Origin of the sequence: Pseudomonas agarici, from assembly GCF_900109755.1 — a bacterium.
Lineage (GTDB): Bacteria > Pseudomonadota > Gammaproteobacteria > Pseudomonadales > Pseudomonadaceae > Aquipseudomonas > Aquipseudomonas agarici.
Genome location: NZ_FOAR01000002.1, coordinates 85,938 through 105,818, shown reverse-complemented (window position 1 = coordinate 105,818; position 19,881 = coordinate 85,938). Strand labels below are relative to the sequence as shown.

The following is a 19,881-nucleotide window of genomic DNA, read 5'->3' as shown; positions in this document are numbered from 1 at the left end:
ACCATTGGTTGACACACTTAAAAATATTAACAACTAGCAATCGCACCATTGCAAATCAATTAACAACGAATGACTCCTATCTTGAATCCCAGCCTTACTTGCACGAAGGCTGGTTTTTTTGAAAAAATAGTCACGCGCAGATTTGTACAGTTAGCGCCCCACGAGCCTGATAGATAATATTATTAATCAGGAGCTATAGCATTAAGTACGAAATCAAAATCCAAAGTGTAGTAAGGTTCAGTGCAACTTAGGCCGTCGGGCGTCGTTCCGCTCACGTGATAATTCCACTCAGCGATCAATGAGGAACGCACACCGAAGACAGCATCAGAATCGAGGTATTCGCCATTCTCTTGAAAAACATGCGTGACCAAACGTTCGTAACCATCAGCAGAAATCATAAAATGCAAATGGGCGGGCCTCCAAGGATGACGATTCAACGCCTTGATTAGCGTTCCCACCGGCCCGTCGCTCGGAATAGGGTATGCCTTTGGCACGATAGTCTTAAATCGATAGGCTCCCTGGGCATCAGCACGCAGGACAGCACGACCTTGATATTCGGTCAATTGTTCGTATTGCACGTCGTAAAATCCGAGATCGTCAGCCTGCCAGACCTCTATTTCGGCGTAAGGCACCGGCTCGCCATCCAGGCCTCGAATCGTGCCACTGACCCACCAAGGAATTCCTTGCATGCCATTGCTGATGTCCGCGCCTAACTCATACCGTGGTGCGTCGCTGACATGGAAGGGGCCGAACACAGTCGCCTCAGTACAGCCCTGAGGTTTTCTATGGTTTTGCGCGACAATTAACGTCGAAAGCCCAAGCGTATCAGACAGCAGGATAAATTCTTGGCGGGCAGTAGAACATATTTTTCCAGTAGCGGTTAAGAACTCAATACCCTTGAGCCACTCATCTTCGGTCAGCTTGACATCTCTGGCAAATGCATGCAGATGCTGAACTAAGCTCGTCATTATTTGATGAAGACGAGGGTCTTCGGTGTCAGCATTACGAGCGAGCACCGCTTGAGTAATGGTTTGCTCGTCAAGGTTTCGCATAGATCATTTCCTCTTGTACGTTTTTTGTAGATTGTAGTACAGATAAAGAACATTCAGATACACTATAATGCCACTCAGCGATGTACGACAGCTCAAAAAAGAAATTGTTAATTTCGCATTTGAAATAATTTATTAGTCGTGAGGCACAAGCTTTATGGATCGACTTACCGAGCTAGAACTGCTTGTTTACACAGCCGAATTGGGAACATTAAGCAAAGCTGCCGGATTACTTGAGATTTCTACTGCGTCTGCCACTCGCCATCTAGCAGCATTAGAGCAACGCCTAAACGTTAGACTAATTGAGCGTAACACCCGACGACTATCACTTACTCCAGCGGGACACGAATTTGTCGGCCATTGCAAAAACATACTCAGTCAGCTCCGTGAAGCAGAGACATCAATAACAACCTCACTGGTGGAGCCTAGCGGGACCTTGACTATTACCGCATCTATTTCCTTTTCGATGCTCCATATTGCGCCTATTTTGCCGGCTTTTAAAAAGCTCTACCCACAAATCAAGATCAAAATCCTCGGTGAAAATCGCTATGATGATATTATTGATAATGGCATTGACTTAGCTATCAGAACCCGAGAATTCGAGCCTGACTCTAATATCACCATACGCCGCCTGGCCCAGACCCGCCGGGTCCTAGCGGCCTCTCCGGAATACTTACGCCATCGAGGAACGCCCAAGCACGTAGAGGATCTATGTAATCATGACATAATGATATACAACCACGCACACCAACATCGAATTCTAAATTTTTCAAACAACGGAAAAAACAGATCAATTAAAATCGATCCGCTTTTGGAAACAAATGATGGGCAAATTGCACGCGCTGCTGCAATTGCAGGGGCGGGTATTCTGGTACAACCAAAATATATTGTACATGACGACCTGATTGCCGGACGTCTAATACCGGTATTAGATGAATGGCGACTTCCCGATCTAACGATTAATATGGCATTTCAGGAGCGGCGCTACCTGCCTGCCAGAACTAGAATTTTTATCGATTTCATGATAAGTGTATTTGAAAAAGAAAAATACGAACTATACTGGATGCGCTAATCAACCGGGCAAATCTCCATATCTTAATCACGTCTATCCTAGTCAAATAAGGCCTTTTGAAAAAATTGATTTTCCTCCTTGAGGCGACAACACTTCTCATAAGAGTATTGCTTTAAAAAGGGCGCAGACACACGCCCTTCTACTGCTTTAACATAACCATGCTCTGGCATATGGTGTTGGCTTTGCATCCTACGGTTTAAGCGAGTACCAATAAAGACGAATATTAAAATACTGTCCTTTATCTTATATAGATAATAACCAATGTAAACCCGTAGAAAAAATTACCTTCTCGCCCCTCTGCTCATGGTATCTAAGAAATTTGGATAACGGGTGTTGGTTGATAAGCAAGCAGCTTCCATCCTTGCGATTCGTTTATCCACACTGCCAGCATCTTATTTCTTAGCTGCTTCTTTTTACCATCTACGGTAATTTCTGCATTCATCTCACCGCGCACTAATGCAGTATTATCTATTATAATAATAGAATCAATCGGATGCTCTATATGATGGTAAATATAAAACCCAGCCTCGCACTTTCTTAAGTAACTGGACAAACTGTCTACCGACCCCGATGAGTGAGCATAGGAAAGCTCGGAATGCATAAGTTTAGAAAGCCCTACAAAGTCTCTCGCAACCATAGCTCGGTAGCGTTTATTTTCAAGCTCACGAATAATAGAATCAATTTTACTCATGTCACTCATATACACTCCTTAAACGTCAGATAGAGAATTTATCTAGGAAAACAAACCACCCGCACCGTATTAAAATAATGCACCGACACTAAGATTAAAAAACCTTACAATAAAGCCACAACAACGACCGGTGTCTATCCGCTAACACCTGATTAAATTAGCAACCACCATTAACGACATCTAAACCAGGACAGGAAGCCATCGACACTCCGCACGTAACAACTTAATAACAACGTCCCAGATCACGACACTTTCAGGCCAAGGGGTTAAGCAACTTACAAAAAATCCAACTTAAATAAAACCATCGCACCACATCAAAACCACCTTCAAAAACTTAACCCCCGACTTCTATGCAACAATAGATACAGCCTCAATGTTTTAAGATACGCTCGACGTGCTTAATAAAATCGTCAACTATACTCTGTAAAAAAGGTTTAGTTTTTTCATTGAGCTCCCCTTTATCATCGAAAAAAGTACTCGCATTACCCAAATAAGCCTCAGGTTGTTGCATGCATAATATATCGAGGAAAACAAAACATTGACGAAGATGCTGATTAGCTCCGAATCCGCCGATAGCACCTGGCGAAGTGCTAATTATCGCTGCTGGTTTTGCGCGACCCCATGAGCTTTTACCGTATGGCCGCGATCCAACATCGATAGCGTTTTTTAGAACCCCCGGGATCGATCGATTATATTCCGGGGTTACAAATAGATAACCATCTGCACTCTGCAACTCCTGTCGAAATACAGTATAGGCCTTAGGCGGTGTATCATCGTCAATATCTTGATTATAAAGCGGCAAATCACCTATCTCTACAATTTTGATGTGCAGTCTACCAGACGCCATCTCAATGAGTGCATTGGCAACTTTTCGATTAATAGAGTCTTTTCTTAGACTCCCCACTACTACTGCGATTGAAGGAATTTGTTTCATATTATATAAATCTCTGCTTTTGGGATAGAATTAACGCATGGAAAACAGTAATAAAAATATTTAAATGCTTATTTTTCAGGCCTGAGGTGGGTTACCCTCGAATGCGTTACGAAGTAGATAACCGATTGCTTTTATTTCAAGACGGCGGGGATTTGGATATTGATTACTCATAACCAGCTCGCAAGCGAGTGGCAGATCTGATTCACGCATGCCGATATCTCGTAACGCTGTGGGAGCACCGTTACTCAATGCCAGATCGTACATTCCTCGAGGGGCGCTTTTTGTACCAAGAGCGTGTGCGATCTTATCCATGGCTTCTGGCGCGGCAATCTCATTATAAGCCAGAGCATGAGGAAGAATCACAGAGTGCACATCCGCATGGGATAAATTGAAACTCCCGCCCAGTGTATGGCACAGTTTATGGTGCAGGGCCATACTGACTTTACCGAGGACGCTCCCGCATAACCAGGCACCGTAAAGTGCATCGGAGCGTGCTGTGCGCATTTCGTCGATATCGCAGATACCGTCACCGTGCCGGCGTAAAATAGGAATCGCGCGAGCAAGGGCTGCTATGCCAGCCTCCGCCATTAAGTTGGTCACGGGACTACGGTTTTCTCCATATAGCCCTTCAGCGCCATGCGCAAGTGCATTTAAAGCACTGGTAATACTGATATTTACAGGTAGATCAAGTGTCAAATCGGGATCATACAAAACTGTACGGGGCATGACTCTAGGATCTGTTCCAGTTCTCTTAAGCCCTCCCTCGGTTAAACCGTATATTGTCGTCATCTCTGAACCGGCATAGGTTGTCGGAATCGCTAGAGTTGGTAAATTTAACTCCAATGCAATCGCTTTACCTAGACCAATAGTTGATCCTCCTCCTATGGCAACGACCCCATCAGCCGCACAACTTTTTGCCAATTCGCATGCGGCACGAGCTACTTCTATCGGGACATGCATCGTCGCCCGATCAAAAATTCCAGCTATCCGCTCGGAACCAATTGCCGACCTGACTAATTCGGCGAGCGCATGTTGGCCAGGAGTGCAAAGAACCAACACGCGGTCCAATCCCAGTGCACCCGCCTCCGCACCGAGCTTGCTCATGCTGCCCGCGCCAAAAACGACACGCTGTGCTTGATTTACATAGGCGAAATTTGTCAGCGATGTCTTTTCGCCGCTATGCTTATCAGCAGTATCCACGATGCATCCTCCTCATTCTTATTTAGGGTCGACTTGGCTTGTTAACGGTATAGATAAGATAGATATTGTGATAAGACCAGGTTAAACACTCAACTGCATAGTTTTCCATGATTTTTTTGCGATAAACATGCTGCAAACAGAGCACTCGCACCGTAAAATACCGCACATAGACAAAGTGCCAACGAAAAACCCATTTGATTGGAAAGTGACCCGAGAGCGAATGGCGCCAGAGCCGAAACACCACGACCTACGTTGAAGCAAAACCCCGCACCGGTTGTTCTCAACCGCGTGGGATAAAGCGAGGAAAAATATGACCCGTAAAGGCCTGGAAATACCAGAAAAAAAGCGTAAGTCATTCCTAATACCATTAATGTCGAACGATCCTGCGCGAAGGCGAAAAACGGAAGAACTCCAGCTGTCGCCAGCAGCGACAGCACTACCATTAAACGTTTACCATAACGATCTGCAAAAAAACCAAAGATGAGATAACCCAAGAAAGTTGCAGCATTTAGTATTACCAAATACATAGCCATTGATTTCAGGTCAAATCCTCGCTCCGACGTCAGGTAGGTCGGTAGCCAAGACGTTACACCCCAATATGCCAGTAGTGAAAATGAGGCAGATACCGTTGCAAAGATCGTCTGGTAAAAAAGACTCCCTTTAAATATCTCAAATGGCCCAGCCAGTACCTCCCTCCCCATGTCGATATCACGTTCCGCTAACCATTGTGGAGATTCTGGTAGAAAAAAATAGACATAGGCAATGGAGATAAACGTCGAGCCTCCACAAATTAAAAAAAGCATCCTCCAACCATGCTCCGGTAAAATTAATGCCGCGAGTATGGCGGCAACGCCAGAGCCCAGAGGAAACGAACTTAAAACCAACGAAGTGGCTCGTGCCTGATGTTCCTTGGGCCAGGTTTCGGCGATATAGGCCGACACAATGCTCCAAACCCCACCAAGGCCAAGCCCTGCGGCGAATCGAAGCGCCATCATTTGTTCCCATGAGTTCAGCAAAGCCATGATACAGGTGCATATTCCGAAAAGCGCAAGCGATGACAGCAACGCCGGCCGCCGGCCAAATTTGTCCGATATCCACCCCACCGTTACACTACTTACGCCAATACCTAACAGAGTAGCGGTGACCAGCAACCCTGCGTCGGCCCTCGACATGCCCGTCTCAGCCATTATTGCAGGCAGCGCGATAGCGAGTATGACGATCTCCAGGGCGTCGAACATATAGCTTAGAAAGCCCCCCACGAGGGCATGGTGCCTAGCTTGGATCATTGATGCCTCCGGTATTTTTATATTGATTCATGTGCACAATGACGAGCGAGACGGTCTTCTGCGGCGTGCAGCGTGATGGTATTCTTCCATTGCATTAAAAAATAGCCGACATATTGGCAAACACCTTCCTACTCAATGGAAAGCTGGCATGGACCGTTTTCACGAAATTGATCTTTTTGTACACATTGCCGAAGCCTCAAGCATCAGTCGTGCAGCCGATCAACTAGACCTGCCGGTATCCAGTGCGAGCCGCCAACTGAGCATGCTTGAAAAACGTCTTGGCGTGCGCTTGGTGCAACGCACCACTCGATCGCTTGCCTTGACTGAGGTAGGCATGGAGTTTTATCGTCGTTGCAAGGACATCTTATCGGACTTGCAGGAAGCAGAAGCAGTTGCGAAAGATTCGGTCGACAATCCCCATGGAACATTAAGGGTAACCGCCTCCCTTTCATTCTGCCTGCTACATATCGAGCCGCTACTGAGTGAATTCTACAAGCGATACCCAGATATCAATGTAGATGTCATTGCAGACAACCAATATCTGAACGTTGTAGAAAATAGTGTCGATCTGGCAATTCGTACTCGGGAGTTTGAAGCTGATAATAATTTGACCGTTAGGAAGCTGGCTGTCACCAAGCGAGTGCTCGCTGCTTCGCAAGCCTACCTGGGAACCTACGGCACTCCTGTTTCGCCTACGGATCTGGCGAATCATAAAATGCTTATTTACAGTTATGCAAACAACCCCAATGAACTACCTTTTGAAAAAGATGGTAAATCATTGATAGTGCCTGTCACCCCGGCATTACGCACCAATGACGGCCAAATTGCGATAAAAGCCGCACTGCACGGTATGGGAATCATCGCCCAACCTAAATATACGATATACAACTATCTTGAAAGTGGCGAGCTAGTTACATTATTAAACGACTGGCAACTACCGCGCCTTACTATGAATATCGCGTATCAGACACGCCGCTATCTACCAACCAAGGTCAGGGTGTTTATCGACACCCTCACAGAACACTTCTCTAAAAATAACTTCGAACAGCGCTGGAACTAAATTCAAGTACCTGTTGCTCTTATTTTCCTGGGAAAAATCCAATCAGATCTCCTGGGAATCAGATATACCGGTTGTGCCTTCAACCCGCATTATTATCGTTCCAGATCCGGATCAGCATATTCCACTTTTGCGGCTATTCAGACACTCTTTCCAAAGTTAGCATTCAATTATCGTTTTTTACCACTTGCATTGTGGGTATTTACACACATTGCGGTCATTTCCCGGAGCAATTGAATATGCCTTGTTTTCACACACAAGACGGAGTCGCACTGCACTATAATGACTGGGGCCAAGGCCGTCCGGTTGTTCTCATTCATGGTTGGCCACTAACCAGCGAGAGCTGGGATTACCAGGCTAACAGACTCGTAGATCAAGGTTTGCGTGTCATAAGCTATGACCGCCGTGGCTTTGGCCGATCGGATCGCCCCTGGAACGGCTACGACTTCCAGACCTTCAGCGATGACTTGCGTGGCCTTATCCAGCACTTGAAGCTACAGAACGCAGTGCTTGTTGGCTATTCCATGGGCAGCGGTGAAGTCGCTCGCTACCTGGGTCGCTTTGGTGCCGAGGGAATCTGCGGCGCAGTACTGCTCGCAGGTGTCACACCGCAATTGGCGCAGTCCGCCAATAATCCATTAGGAATGGAGCGTGCGGCGTTTGACGGCTTAAAGCAGGCACTCTGCGATGATCGAATCGGCTGTCTGGATGGCTATGCGCACGCTACTTTTTCAGAAGTCGCCATGCAGCAGTGGTATCTGCATATGACGTATCAGGCGAGCTCCAGAGCAGTGATTGATAGCGCCGAGGCTTGGTATAGCACGGACTTCCATGAAGATCTGAAAAAATTCAGCGTACCTACGCTGATCATTCACGGAGACAGCGATCAAAGCGCGCCGGTCGCGGTTACCGGACGTAAAGCCGCACAATTGATACCGCACGCACGCTATGTAGAGTACAAAAATGAAGGCCACTATTTACCATTCGAGTGTAGAGAACGAGTGACGGAGGACCTGCTTGCGTTCCTGAAATCATTGCCGGGCACGGAGTGCTGAACAGCGTTTCTTGAGCACAGGCTATACCAGCTGATGCTCCGGAAATTGGTTACTCAGATACTCAATGAACGCGGTGACCTTACTGCTCGCCAGACGCCGCGATGAGTGTAATACCCAAAGCTCGATGGGCCTGTTGAGTACATTGCCCCAGATTTTGAGCGCGCTCTGATCTATGCCGTTCTGGCCCAACAGCGACCGTGGCAGCAATCCCACGCCAGCTCCGGCCAGCACGGCATCTCGCACAGGAATGAGCGATGACATAAGTAAGCGCTGCTGTGGGTTCAACGTAATCTGACGATCATCGCGCATGAAGGTCCATTGTCCGCTATCAAACCCACTTGTCAGCATAACAGCGGGCACGTCGATCGGCTCGCCCAAGCCTTTGCCTTCGGGAACAGGCATCGACGCAGGAGCAACCACCAGCATCTCATCTCGAGCAAAGCAGCGGCCGACCAGTAATTCATCGGGTTTTGGATTTACCCGAATAGCGATGTCGTAATGGTCCTCGACCAACTTCACATTGCGGTCTTCGGCGAAGATTTCCAACACCACATTGGGATACGCCTTCGCAAAGCCCGCGGCAATCCGGCCGATCATCGTATGTGCAAATAACACGGGCACGCTGATACGTAGCCGCCCGCTGGGAATCGAGAGCCCAGTAGCCACAAAATCCCCCACATCGAGAATTTCTGTGATCAGATGGTGTGTGCGCTCGTAAAGCGCGCGGCCTTCATCAGTCAGTCGCAGTGATCTCGCCCCACGCTGGAACAAACGTACTCCCAGGCTTTCCTCTAAGTACATCACCCGGCGCGATAATGTGGTCTTGGGGCGGCCACTACTTCGGCTGGCCTTTCCAAAGCCTCCCAGTGCGGCGACAAGATTGAAGTCGGTCAGCGCTTCCAAATCCATGATAACGATCCAAAATTGAAATTAACTATCTATTTTTACGACACCTAATTGCGCAGCCTGAAGCTCAAACCTGAGTGAATGAGCACAGTCCAGCAACAAGCCGAGAGGAAATCCGTTGGGCCCCACCCCTACTCAAGCGCCCACAGTGGATCGCTAGCCATTAAGGTGGTTGCCCAGTCGGCAAAAGCCCGTACCCTCGCCGACAAATCTCGGGTAGCGGGATAGACCAGCGAGATCGGCATGCTCGCCATTTGCCAATCAGCCAATACCTCAACCAGGCTGCCCTTTTGCAAATGCGCATCAGCTTCGGCCCTTGGCAGAAATGCCACGCCCAGCCCAGCCACCGCGGCTGCAGCCGTGGCACCGCCATTGTTGAAATACATCGTCGGTGGGTGATCGAGCGTGAAATGCTCTTCTCCACGAGTGAGTATCGGCAGATGCCGCCTATTGGTCGCCGGGAATTTGAAGCCTAGATGCCTATGCTCGGGAAGATCCGTAGGGGCATCAAGCGCGGGGGCTCCAGCCAGGTAGGAGGGAGAGGCGCAGAAGCAGAAGCGCATCATTCCGATTGGACGACGGATTAGATTCTGATCCAAGATAAGCCCGACACGAATGGCGCAATCCACGCCCTCCTCGACGAGGTCCACGATACGCTCACCGCAACTAATCTCTAAATGGATCTGCGGGAATCTGGCGGCGAAATCCGGTAATGAAGGAGCTATCAACAAAATGCCTACCGGCGAAGGCATTTCGATCTTGACATGCCCGAGAATGGCATTACGACTTCGCGAAACAGACGCTTCTAGCTCATTTACATCCTCCACCACCGTGCGAGCACGACGGTAGTAGGCAGCACCTTCCGCGGTGGTAGAAACCTTGCGAGTCGTGCGATGCAGCAGCTTTATGCCCAGCAGGCTCTCCAGTGCCTGAACCTGGCCCGAGATCGTCGTCTTGGCCAAATTCAACGACTCCGCTGCGCGACTGAAACTACCTACTTCGACGATACGGCAGAACGCTCGCATCGCCTCCAACCGGTCAAATGCCATTGTACGGGTTTCCGTAAAAACAAAACGTATAGACCTAGTTTATCGAAGGACGGTTTTTTTCTATAGTAGTCCCATGCCAGGGCATCGTGTCGAGCTCTGAGCCCCAGGGGCACCATAGGCATCACTGCCACCCATTCGCCCCACGCCATAAGACTAATAAGGGTCTCGACACAGCAACCTCTCGGTCGGAGCGGCACGCCCTGTTTGTAGGACTGCTAAACATGGCTCGGATCAACGGTTGCGCCTACGGCGTAGCATGCTGCATGCGAAAGATATGCTAAACGAAGGTGAACCTCCTTCGTTAACTCTTTGGAGGAGGCGGCATTTTCAACACGCACCAGCGAGGTTCGACTTTTGGGCAGAGAAGCATGTATCGGACTAAAGGTAAAAAGCAATAGGGGCACAATACAAGAAATAATAACTTGGCCAGATAACGTTACGTTAATATTGCGAAAGCTAGTATAGAGAGCCACTTCGATGTCAGATTTTTTATGTCGACGAAGTGACAGAGGCTATCAAGTCCGGGGCGCTTCAGAGGAGATGGTTATTTTATCTTCCCGCTGATTTTTGCCTATTAGCTCTGCCTGCTGCCAAACCTCAAACTGAATTTAATTTAGCACCTCACTGTGCGCACCATTTGAGAAAACACCATGAAAAACACCATCAAATTCTTCGCAATACTTATTTCTATTCTACCTATTTTCGCCCATGCTTCTGACGGCGCGGATGCACTTCAGCGGTTTCATGAAAAAAACACAGCGACCTTTGCCCAACAGACAGAGATTGAAAAGCACAAACAGAAAGAGTCCCAGATAGCGGAACAAGAAGAAAAACAGGCTGCCAATGCCAATCATCCGACCGATAAGCAATCTGCAAATTGAAAACTTGCCCTCTCCATCGATATACATTAGTAAGGATGATCCTGTGCGCGCCCGTTTAGTCACCGTTACCGGAATTATCACCACTGTATTGTTGATCAGTGGTTGCAATAAAGAACCCAGCCAGGCATCAGCCGCCAGCGCTCCCGCTGTCGAGGTGACCGGCGTTACCGTTAAAACCATCAAAACCTGGGACAGCTTCAATGGCCGGGTCAGTGCCAAGGAAACGGTGGCGATCCTCCCCCGTATCGGCGGCTACATCACCAAGGTGGCCTACAAGGAGGGTAGCGAGGTCAAAAAAGGAGATCTGCTCTTCGTTATCGACCAGCGTCCCTATCGCACCGCGCTGGACAGCGCACGCGCTCAGTTAGAGCGGGCCCGTGCGTCGCTGGCGTTCGCCAGCCAGCAAGACCAGCGTTCGCAACAGCTGATCAAGAGCAACGCCGTATCGAAGGAGGAGGCGGAACAGAGGCGGTCGGCCCATGATCAGAGCCTTGCCGAGGTACACACCGCCGAATCGGCAGTGGCCGCCGCTGCACTGAACCTGGAGTTCACCGAGGTCCGCTCACCGATCGACGGGCGCACCAGTCGAGCCCAGTTGACGCTCGGTAATCTGGCCGTTGCCGATCAGTCCGTTCTGACCTCTGTCGTTTCGCAGGATCCGATCTACGTCTACTTCGACCCGGACGAGCACAGTTTCCTGAGTTACCAGAAGACGCTGAAAACCTCCGGCAACGCCTCCGTGCGCATCGGCCTGGCAGGCGATGAGAACTTCCCCTACGTTGGCCAATTGAGCTTCGTCGACAACCAAGTGAACGCAACTACGGGTACCGTTCGTGCACGCGCAACCGTGAACAACGCCGACCGTCTCCTCACTCCAGGGCTTTTTGCCAAAGTTCAAATGTCAGTGGGCGAACCAGCGCCGGCCACACTCATACCGGATCGGGCGATATTGACCGATCAGGACAAGAAATATGTTTATGTTTTGGGCGCCGACAACAAAGCCGAGAAACGTTATGTCGACACAGGAACACTGCTCGACAAACAACGCGTCATCATTTCCGGAATTGAACGCGATGACAAGATCATCGTATCTGGCCTGCAAAACATCCATGCCAGTGGGACTCCAGTCACCCCCACGGGCAACAGCGAACGTCAAGTTTCCAATACCGTGAGAAACTAAAAGTCATCATCAAAGGCTCCTATCATGGACTTTTCCAAGTTTTTCATCGACAGACCAATCTTCGCGATTGTTCTGTCGATTATTATTTTCGCGGCGGGCCTAGTTGCAATGCCGCTGCTGCCGGTGGGCGAATATCCGGAAGTTGTGCCACCCACAGTCGTGGTAAAAGCCACCTACCCTGGCGCAAACCCCAAGGAAATCGCCGAGTCAGTCGCCGTCCCGCTGGAAGAGGCGATTACTGGCGTCGAAGACATGATTTACCTGAAGTCGGTCGCCAGTTCCAACGGCACGCTCCAGGTGGTCGCCACCTTCAACTCCAAAGTTGATCCGGATACCGCCGCCGTGCGCGTGCAGAACCGGGTGAGCCAGGCACTCTCGCGCTTGCCCGAATCGGTTCGCCAATACGGCATCACCACCCAGAAGCAATCGCCGACGCCGTTGATGTTCGTCGACATGTTCTCGACCAACGACAAGTTCGACGCCCTGTACCTGCGCAACTATCTGCGTCTGCATGTGAAAGATGAGTTGTCACGTATTCCCGGGATTGGCGACATCATCCTGTATGGAGCGGGCGACTATGCCATGCGCATCTGGCTCGATCCCGACAAGCTTGCCTCGCGCGGTATCACCGCTCAGGACGCAATCGCCGCGATTCGCCAGCAGAACGTACAAGTGTCGGCGGGTCAACTAGGGGCAGAGCCTTCGCCGCAGGACAACGAATTCCTCATTTCGATCAACGTTCAGGGTCGACTGAAAACCGAGCAGGAATTTGGCGATATCATTATCAAGGCCGGTGGCGACGGGCAAGTCACGCGCCTCTCGCAAGTAGCGCGAGTGCAACTGGACTCCAGCGACTATACGTTGCGGGTATTTCGCGGCAAAAACCAGGAAGTCGCTATCGGCTTCTTCCTCACTCCTGGCGCCAATGCCATTGAGGTGGCCAACGCGGTCTACGCCAAACTCGATAGCCTGTCCAAGGACTTCCCTGAAGGCGTGAAGTACGTCAGCGTCTGGGATCCCACGGTTTTTGTCCGGGAGTCGATCAGCGCCGTTCAACACACGCTGTTCGAGGCGATGGTGCTTATCGTCTTGGTGGTGGTGCTGTTCCTGCAGACCTGGCGGGCCTCGATCATTCCATTGATCGCCGTGCCTGTATCGATCGTCGGCACCTTCGCATTTCTCTACATACTGGGTTACTCCGTCAATACCCTGACCTTGTTCGGCCTGGTCCTGGCAATCGGGATCGTGGTGGACGACGCTATCGTGGTAGTGGAAAACGTCGAACGCAACATCGAACTGGGCCTGAGTCCGCTGCAGGCGGCGCATCAGGCCATGCGTGAAGTCTCGGGGCCTATCCTGGCAATCGGGCTGGTGTTGTGCGCCGTATTCATTCCCATGGCATTCATGAGCGGCGTCACGGGACAGTTCTACAAGCAGTTCGCTGTCACCATTGCGATTTCGACTGTCATCTCGACGATCAACTCGCTGACCCTGTCGCCGGCACTGGCCGCCAAGCTGCTGCGTCATCATCACGCCCCGCCTGATCGCCTGACTCGTTGGATGAATGCGGCACTGGGCTGGTTGTTGCGCCCATTCAACCGATTCTTCAATCGCAATTCGGAGCGCTACGAGGGCACCATCGCTCGGCTCCTGCCACGGCGCGGGGTTGTCTTCGTGGTCTATGCCGCGTTGTTGGGCGCCACCGCTACTCTGTTTAATGTAATTCCCAGCGGCTTTATTCCCAACCAGGACAAGCTCTACCTCTTCGCGGGCGCAACACTGCCACCGGGAGCCTCACTGGCTCGATCCGATGCAGTTGCGCGTGAAATGTCAGCGATTGCCTCGAGCATCGACGGCGTGGCCTATGCCAACTCCTATGTCGGCTCGAATGCGCTGCAGAACACCACGACCCCCAACCTGGTAACCTCCTACGTACTGCTCAAGCCGTTTTCGGAGCGCACACGCAGTGCGGCGGAAATCAACGCCGAGCTCAACCGCAAGTTCGCGGCGATCAAGGACGGCTCCGCCTATGCGCTGTTGCCGCCGCCCATCCAAGGCCTGGGTAACGGTTCCGGTTATTCGTTGTTCCTGACCGATCGAGGCGGCTTGGGTTACGCGGCCTTGCAGCAGGCCCTGAACAAATTCCAGGCGGCAGTGGCCAGCACTCCGGGCATGACGTTCCCGGTAAGCTCCTACCAGTCCGACATTCCGCAGCTGGAGGTGAAGCTGGACCGCACCAAGGCGCAAGCCCAAGGTGTGGAACTGACGGCTATCTTCGATACATTGCAAACATATCTGGGCTCGGTTTATGTCAATGACTTCAACATACTGGGGCGTGTCTACCGAGTCGTCGCTCAGGCAGACTCGCGCTTCAGACAGAGTCCGACGGATATTGGCAATCTGCGTGTGCGCAACGTACACGGCGAGATGGTGCCGATCAGCGCAATGGTAGACATCGTGCCGACCTTCGGCCCGGACCCGGTCATGCGCTACAACGGTTACCCGGCGGCCGACCTGATTGGCGATGCCGATCCGAGAGTCATGTCTTCGGGCGAAGTCATCAAGAAACTGCAAGACATCGCGGCGCGCACGCTACCCCGTGGGATTGAGCTGGAGTGGACTGACCTGAGTTATCAACAGGTGACCCAGAGTAACACCGCAGCCATCGTCTTCCCGATCGCCGTCATGCTGGCGTTCCTGGTACTGGCCGCACTGTACGAGAGCTGGACATTGCCATTGGCGGTGATTCTTATCGTGCCCATCTGCATGTTTGCCGCCTTGACAGGGGTATGGCTGACCGGCGGAGACAATAATGTGTTCGTGCAGGTAGGCCTGGTGGTGCTCATGGGACTGGCTTGCAAAAACGCCATTTTGATCGTGGAGTTCGCACGCGAACTCGAGATGCAAGGCAAAGGTACTATCGAAGCGGCCCTGGAAGCATGCCGTCTGCGCCTGCGTCCTATTGTCATGACCTCGGTGGCGTTCATCGCCGGTGCGGTGCCGCTGCTGGTCGGAATGGGCGCGGGGAGCGAAGTACGTCACGCCACCGGCGTTACTGTTTTCGCCGGGATGCTCGGCGTGACGATCTTCGGTCTGTTCCTGACGCCGGTGTTCTACGTGGCGCTAAGGAAACTCGGTGCCACCGTCCCCAACCACACCTCGAGCCTAGCCCCACACGCTGCGGAGGACTTGCACCATGGTTAAGGTAAAAAGCTGGTCCATGCCTGTATTGATGGCCATCTTGCAGGGCTGCACGGTCGGGCCCGATTTTCATCGGCCCCAGACGCCCGACATGCCTGAGACATTCACCCAGGCCAATGTCGCGCCCGCAGCTCAATCACAAGCGAACGCCGCTGATTATGAGTTCTGGAACCGATTCGAAGATCCACAGCTCACGTCTCTGGTGAAAACCGCACTGGCCGCCAACTATGACTTGCGCACGGCTCTGGCCAATTACGACGCAGCGAACGCGCTGCTGCGCCTGGCCAGATTCGATCAGATCCCGACAGTCACCCTGTCGGCGCAAGCCGGTCACCAACGGCTGAGCACCGATGAAGCAAACGGAGCTTCACGTAGCGATGATGTGTATGCAAACAAGGCCTCGTTGAATTGGGAGCTGGACTTCGTCGGCCGGATACGGCGCTCGGTGGAGTCTCAGAAATCCGAAACGGCGGCGCGAGCCAGCGACCTGCAAGCCATGCAGGTCGCCGTGGTCAGCCAGGTCGCGTCAACTTACATCGACCTACGTGCTGCCCAGAAGATACTCAGGCTTTCAAAAACCAATGCCGACAGCCAGCGGGAAACGCTGGATATCGTGCAGGGTCGGCTGGATGCGGGACGTGGTTCGACCTACGATCTCTCCCGAGCTCAGGCCCAGCTCGATACAACGCTGTCGCGCATCCCGCAACTCGAAGCCCGCGTTGCGGTAGACAGGCACCGACTGGCCGTACTGGCGGGACTCACACCCACCGCTCTGGATGCGCAATTGCAGAAAGATACCGGTATGCCGGTAGTGCCGGATGTCATCGAACCGGGTACGCCAGCGGACATCATCCGACGGCGGCCGGATGTCGCCTCCGCCGAGTATCAGCTCCATGCAGCGACTGCGCGAGTGGGCGTTGCCACGGCTGACCTTTTCCCGAGGGTCAGTCTGGGCGCGGCATTTGGCACCTACGCGTTCAGTGGCGACGGACTTTACTCCAGCAGTGGCGAGTCCAATCTGGCTTTGCTGGGCATTGACTGGTCGTTCCTGGATGTGGGGCGGGTCAAGAGCCGCATCGCCGCTGCCGACGCCCAAGCAGCTGCCCGGCTGGCGGGGTATCAGCAAACGGTACTCAGAGCACTGGAAGACGTCGACAATGCACTGGTCCGCTTCGCCAGAAACAAGGATGAAAATGCACGGCTGGTAAGTGCTTCGAATGGCTGGGAAAAAGCCGCGGGGATTTCCAGCGCCAGGTATCAAGCTGGAGCTATCGAGTTGTTCGAGTTGCTGGACGCACAACGCTCGCTTTACAACGCCCAGATCTCAGAAGCTGACAGCCAGGCAAGAAGTACCACCAGCGCGGTAGATTTGTTTGTCTCCCTTGCGGGTGGATGGCCGCAATACGTCCCTCAGCAATCCAACCAGCCGAAGTGACCGGCTCGAGTAACGCTGGGGCAATCCCAGCGTTACTCGTTTTCACCCCTCCTCCCCGCACGACCTATGACCGGCCTCGTATCGATCCTCAGGAACCAACGCTGAATGTTCAGCTAGCGGCCTGTGTGGTGAGCTCAGCAAGTCAATTTCGGCGCCACCAGCTCCTGGGCACCTTTCACCGCACCTCTTTCTCCCAGACTCCTTACTCAATTACCAAGTGCTGAGGTCATTCATGCACCGCCCGAGCGTAAGCGGGCCGAAAAAAAACCTCGTTCGAGACGATCTGCAGCAAATACTGCACGCTCTGAGCACATCGATTTCCACTTAAAGGTAACAATCTCTACACCCCAACGCGCTAACCCCGTGGGATTTAAACGACATGCGAACAGCCAGAAACCAGCGACCCCAGGCTGACGTCATGCCCAATCCGTTACCCGTTATTTGGAAATCAATTTCATGAAAACTCTGGCTGCTGCAAATTACAAAGCGAACGGCGAAACTCAGAAACACTCACTGGGCGCCACCACCATGAACCTAGGAATCTTTGGCGTTTATTTCGCTCTTGCCGTGATCTACTTCTGGTTCGGTGGGATGAAATTCACCAACTACGAAGCACAAGGCTTAGTTCCATTGGTTGGCAATAGTCCGCTGCTGGGCTGGGTCTACAAGATTTTCAGTGTCAACATGTTCTCCAATTTGCTGGGTATTTTGGAAGTATCCATTGGTGCCCTGATACTGGGCCGTTTCTTATCTCCTAAGCTCTCCCTCTTGGGAGGCGCCCTGTCCGCCGGTTTGTTTGTGACCACCGTGAGCTTTATGTTTTCAACTCCGGGCGTGTTCGAACCAGGACTTGGTTTTCCAGCCATCACCATTGCCCCAGGCCAATTTCTGCTCAAGGACATTGGACTGCTGGCCGCCTCGATTTTCGTAGCCGGGCATTCTCTGGTTGAGCTTGAATCCCGCGCCAACTGATCAACGACCACTTCAATGGCCCGAGTGCACATCGCACTCGGGCCATTGTTTGTGCAAGGCTTATAAACCGCCATCCCGCAGAAGAAATCTTCAACCCTGCCCCAAGTGCCCTCAGCGCCTTAGTCCACTCATGGAGCTGATTGTCGTTTTCTGTGAAAAATACCTTCCATAAACTCAACTTCCCAGCCTGCGGGGCAAATTACCAAACCCCGAGGTCACTCGCACATTGCCCGAGCATGGACAAGTTCAAAAAACCTCGTTCGAGACGATCTGCAGCAAATACTGCACGTTCGGAGCACATCGATTTCCACTTAAAGGTAATAATTTCTGCACCCCAACGTACTAACCCGGTGGGATTTTGAACGACATGCGAACAGCCAGAAACCAGCGACCCCAGGCTGACGCCATGCCCAATCCGTTACCCGTTATTTGGAAATCAATTTCATGAAAACTCTGGCTGCTGCAAATTACAAAGCGAACGGCGAAACTCAGAAACACTCACTGGGCGCCACCACCATGAACCTAGGAATCTTTGGCGTTTATTTCGCCCTTGCCGTGATCTACTTCTGGTTCGGCGGAATGAAATTCACCAACTACGAAGCGCAAGGCTTAGTTCCATTGGTTGGCAATAGTCCGCTGCTGGGCTGGGTCTACAAGATTTTCAGTGTGAACATGTTCTCTTACCTGCTGGGTGTTTTGGAAGTATCCATTGGTGCTCTGATACTGGGTCGCTTCTTATCTCCTAAGCTCTCCCTCTTGGGAGGCGCCCTGTCCGCCGGCTTGTTTGTGACCACTGTGAGCTTTATGTTTTCAACTCCGGGCGTGTTCGAACCAGGGCTTGGCTTTCCAGCCATCACCATTGCTCCAGGCCAATTTCTGCTCAAGGACATTGGACTGCTGGCCGCCTCGGTTTTCGTGGCCGGGCATTCTCTGGTTGAGCTTGAATCCCGCTCCAACTGATCAATGACCACTTCAATGACCCGAGTGCGGATCGCACTCGGGTCATTGTTTGTGCAAGGCTTATCAACCGCCATACAGTTTTCAACCCTGTCCTCCATGTGCTGTCAGCGCTTTAGTCCACTCACGGGGGCTGACTCCGGTTTTTCTGCGAAATGCACGTGCCAGAGCCGACGGGCTGTCATAACCCACATCTTCGGCGATCAAATTGATGGCTCGACCTTCTCGCAATAGTTTCTGAGCCAGACTGACACGCCAGCTCAATAAATACTCTGCCGGGGTTTGTCCTATCACGGTTCGAAAATGCGCCGCATAAGCGGAACGTGACATGTTAGATTCATCCGCCATCTCCGCAATTGACCAAGGGTGGTCGGGAGCGTCATGGACACGCAGCAAAGAGTGCGCAAGCCGAGGATCGGCCAATCCTGCCATCAAACCAGTATGCAATTGATTCTGGTCCAGCAGATGCCGAAATAACAATATAATCAGCAACTCGAACAGTCGATTGATCACCGCCTCTTTACCACAGTGGCCATCGGCTGCCTCCGCGAACATCCACGTCAGCGTGGTGGCCAGCAACGGTAATTTGTCCAAAGGCAAAATCAACACGTCCGGTAGGGAGGCTGACAGCGGGTTGTCGATACCGCCTTCAAAATCCATCGACGCGCAGAGGAGCCGAGCACCGTCGGACTCCTGGGCAAACAAGCGGTGTCGGCATGGCCGTGGCAGGAATATCAAGCTGGGTTGGGTAAGTACCCTATCGCGGTTATCAACACCCTGCATTGTCACCGTACCTGCCTGCAACAGGTGGATATGGCCACGCTGATCAACGTCACCGTAGGTTTGAACCCCACAAAGCTGATCGTTGTAAAACAGGTTCGCGCGAACGCCAAATCGAGACAGCAACGTAGACAGACGATCCATAATCATTCCTCAACCGATGAAATCTTGCTGCC

Annotated in this window: 17 protein-coding genes; 9 read left to right on the top strand and 8 right to left on the bottom strand. The window is 51.7% G+C overall.

Translation table 11 applies throughout. The features are described from left to right. Positions 1-182 precede the first annotated feature (182 nt). On the bottom strand, positions 183-1,052 hold the full coding sequence (locus BMX68_RS02125; protein WP_017134280.1) for an intradiol ring-cleavage dioxygenase: 870 nt from the start codon (positions 1,050-1,052) through the stop codon (positions 183-185). Positions 1,053-1,206: 154 nt separating this feature from the next. Here BMX68_RS02125 and BMX68_RS02120 point away from each other — a divergent pair, with 154 nt between their 5' ends. Further along, positions 1,207-2,121: a LysR family transcriptional regulator gene (locus tag BMX68_RS02120; protein ID WP_060783866.1), complete on the top strand. Its 915-nt coding sequence runs from the start codon at positions 1,207-1,209 to the stop codon at positions 2,119-2,121. 310 nt (positions 2,122-2,431) lie between these two features. Here BMX68_RS02120 and BMX68_RS02115 read toward each other — a convergent pair whose 3' ends face one another. From BMX68_RS02115 to BMX68_RS02100, 4 genes are all read right to left on the bottom strand, one after another. Further along, positions 2,432-2,821: a nuclear transport factor 2 family protein gene (locus BMX68_RS02115; protein WP_017134281.1), complete on the bottom strand. Its 390-nt coding sequence runs from the start codon at positions 2,819-2,821 to the stop codon at positions 2,432-2,434. A gap of 361 nt (positions 2,822-3,182) precedes the next feature. After that, positions 3,183-3,746, bottom strand: coding sequence for an NADPH-dependent FMN reductase (locus BMX68_RS02110; RefSeq protein WP_074861814.1), 564 nt, complete (start codon positions 3,744-3,746; stop codon positions 3,183-3,185). Positions 3,747-3,821: 75 nt separating this feature from the next. Then, on the bottom strand, positions 3,822-4,946 hold the full coding sequence (locus BMX68_RS02105; RefSeq protein WP_428829787.1) for a maleylacetate reductase: 1,125 nt from the start codon (positions 4,944-4,946) through the stop codon (positions 3,822-3,824). Positions 4,947-5,035: 89 nt separating this feature from the next. After that, positions 5,036-6,232 (bottom strand): MFS transporter, encoded by a 1,197-nt coding sequence (locus BMX68_RS02100; protein WP_017134283.1) that lies wholly within the window; start codon positions 6,230-6,232, stop codon positions 5,036-5,038. Positions 6,233-6,380: 148 nt separating this feature from the next. On the opposite strand from BMX68_RS02100, the gene BMX68_RS02095 reads away from it, so the two are divergent. Both BMX68_RS02095 and BMX68_RS02090 read left to right on the top strand, forming a co-directional pair. After that, positions 6,381-7,292, top strand: a complete 912-nt coding sequence (locus BMX68_RS02095; protein ID WP_017134284.1) for a LysR family transcriptional regulator — start codon at positions 6,381-6,383, stop codon at positions 7,290-7,292. Positions 7,293-7,528: 236 nt separating this feature from the next. Continuing rightward, complete coding sequence (locus BMX68_RS02090) at positions 7,529-8,344, top strand: alpha/beta fold hydrolase (protein WP_017134285.1); 816 nt, start codon at positions 7,529-7,531, stop codon at positions 8,342-8,344. Positions 8,345-8,365: 21 nt separating this feature from the next. Here BMX68_RS02090 and BMX68_RS02085 read toward each other — a convergent pair whose 3' ends face one another. Continuing rightward, positions 8,366-9,253, bottom strand: a complete 888-nt coding sequence (locus BMX68_RS02085) for a LysR family transcriptional regulator (RefSeq protein WP_017134286.1) — start codon at positions 9,251-9,253, stop codon at positions 8,366-8,368. A gap of 128 nt (positions 9,254-9,381) precedes the next feature. Beyond that, positions 9,382-10,299: a LysR substrate-binding domain-containing protein gene (locus BMX68_RS02080; RefSeq protein ID WP_017134287.1), complete on the bottom strand. Its 918-nt coding sequence runs from the start codon at positions 10,297-10,299 to the stop codon at positions 9,382-9,384. Positions 10,300-10,949: 650 nt separating this feature from the next. Between BMX68_RS02080 and BMX68_RS02075 the strand changes: the two genes are divergently transcribed. The 6 genes from BMX68_RS02075 to BMX68_RS02050 all read left to right on the top strand — a co-directional run bounded on the left by BMX68_RS02075 (position 10,950) and on the right by BMX68_RS02050 (position 18,928). After that, positions 10,950-11,180: a hypothetical protein gene (locus tag BMX68_RS02075; protein ID WP_060783868.1), complete on the top strand. Its 231-nt coding sequence runs from the start codon at positions 10,950-10,952 to the stop codon at positions 11,178-11,180. A 43-nt stretch (positions 11,181-11,223) separates the two neighbouring features. Next, a complete protein-coding gene (locus BMX68_RS02070) occupies positions 11,224-12,360 on the top strand; it encodes an efflux RND transporter periplasmic adaptor subunit (protein ID WP_256218753.1) in 1,137 nt (378 codons plus the stop codon). Positions 12,361-12,384: 24 nt separating this feature from the next. Then, positions 12,385-15,564 (top strand): efflux RND transporter permease subunit, encoded by a 3,180-nt coding sequence (locus BMX68_RS02065; protein ID WP_017134290.1) that lies wholly within the window; start codon positions 12,385-12,387, stop codon positions 15,562-15,564. Next, the gene (locus BMX68_RS02060; protein WP_017134291.1) at positions 15,557-16,996 is read left to right on the top strand and encodes an efflux transporter outer membrane subunit; all 1,440 of its coding nucleotides are present in this window, start codon (positions 15,557-15,559) and stop codon (positions 16,994-16,996) included. Before BMX68_RS02065 ends, BMX68_RS02060 begins: the two co-directional genes overlap by 8 nt. Before the next feature lie 456 nt (positions 16,997-17,452). Next, a complete protein-coding gene (locus BMX68_RS02055) occupies positions 17,453-17,968 on the top strand; it encodes a YkgB family protein (protein ID WP_074861810.1) in 516 nt (171 codons plus the stop codon). A gap of 444 nt (positions 17,969-18,412) precedes the next feature. Continuing rightward, on the top strand, positions 18,413-18,928 hold the full coding sequence (locus BMX68_RS02050) for a YkgB family protein (RefSeq protein ID WP_060783870.1): 516 nt from the start codon (positions 18,413-18,415) through the stop codon (positions 18,926-18,928). Between the two features lie 81 nt (positions 18,929-19,009). Here BMX68_RS02050 and BMX68_RS02045 read toward each other — a convergent pair whose 3' ends face one another. Beyond that, positions 19,010-19,849: an AraC family transcriptional regulator gene (locus BMX68_RS02045; protein WP_060783871.1), complete on the bottom strand. Its 840-nt coding sequence runs from the start codon at positions 19,847-19,849 to the stop codon at positions 19,010-19,012. Positions 19,850-19,881 lie beyond the last annotated feature (32 nt).

Bases quoted from the DNA above. Each gene is read 5' to 3' on its own strand.
- BMX68_RS02120 (WP_060783866.1), top strand. From the start codon at position 1,207: ATGGATCGACTTACCGAGCTAGAACTGCTTGTTTACACAGCCGAATTG.
- BMX68_RS02095 (WP_017134284.1), top strand. From the start codon at position 6,381: ATGGACCGTTTTCACGAAATTGATCTTTTTGTACACATTGCCGAAGCC.
- BMX68_RS02100 (WP_017134283.1), bottom strand. From the start codon at position 6,232: ATGATCCAAGCTAGGCACCATGCCCTCGTGGGGGGCTTTCTAAGCTAT.
- BMX68_RS02055 (WP_074861810.1), top strand. From the start codon at position 17,453: ATGAAAACTCTGGCTGCTGCAAATTACAAAGCGAACGGCGAAACTCAG.
- BMX68_RS02115 (WP_017134281.1), bottom strand. From the start codon at position 2,821: ATGAGTGACATGAGTAAAATTGATTCTATTATTCGTGAGCTTGAAAAT.
- BMX68_RS02125 (WP_017134280.1), bottom strand. From the start codon at position 1,052: ATGCGAAACCTTGACGAGCAAACCATTACTCAAGCGGTGCTCGCTCGT.
- BMX68_RS02075 (WP_060783868.1), top strand. From the start codon at position 10,950: ATGAAAAACACCATCAAATTCTTCGCAATACTTATTTCTATTCTACCT.
- BMX68_RS02050 (WP_060783870.1), top strand. From the start codon at position 18,413: ATGAAAACTCTGGCTGCTGCAAATTACAAAGCGAACGGCGAAACTCAG.
- BMX68_RS02110 (WP_074861814.1), bottom strand. From the start codon at position 3,746: ATGAAACAAATTCCTTCAATCGCAGTAGTAGTGGGGAGTCTAAGAAAA.
- BMX68_RS02065 (WP_017134290.1), top strand. From the start codon at position 12,385: ATGGACTTTTCCAAGTTTTTCATCGACAGACCAATCTTCGCGATTGTT.
- BMX68_RS02045 (WP_060783871.1), bottom strand. From the start codon at position 19,849: ATGGATCGTCTGTCTACGTTGCTGTCTCGATTTGGCGTTCGCGCGAAC.
- BMX68_RS02090 (WP_017134285.1), top strand. From the start codon at position 7,529: ATGCCTTGTTTTCACACACAAGACGGAGTCGCACTGCACTATAATGAC.
- BMX68_RS02085 (WP_017134286.1), bottom strand. From the start codon at position 9,253: ATGGATTTGGAAGCGCTGACCGACTTCAATCTTGTCGCCGCACTGGGA.
- BMX68_RS02080 (WP_017134287.1), bottom strand. From the start codon at position 10,299: ATGGCATTTGACCGGTTGGAGGCGATGCGAGCGTTCTGCCGTATCGTC.
- BMX68_RS02060 (WP_017134291.1), top strand. From the start codon at position 15,557: ATGGTTAAGGTAAAAAGCTGGTCCATGCCTGTATTGATGGCCATCTTG.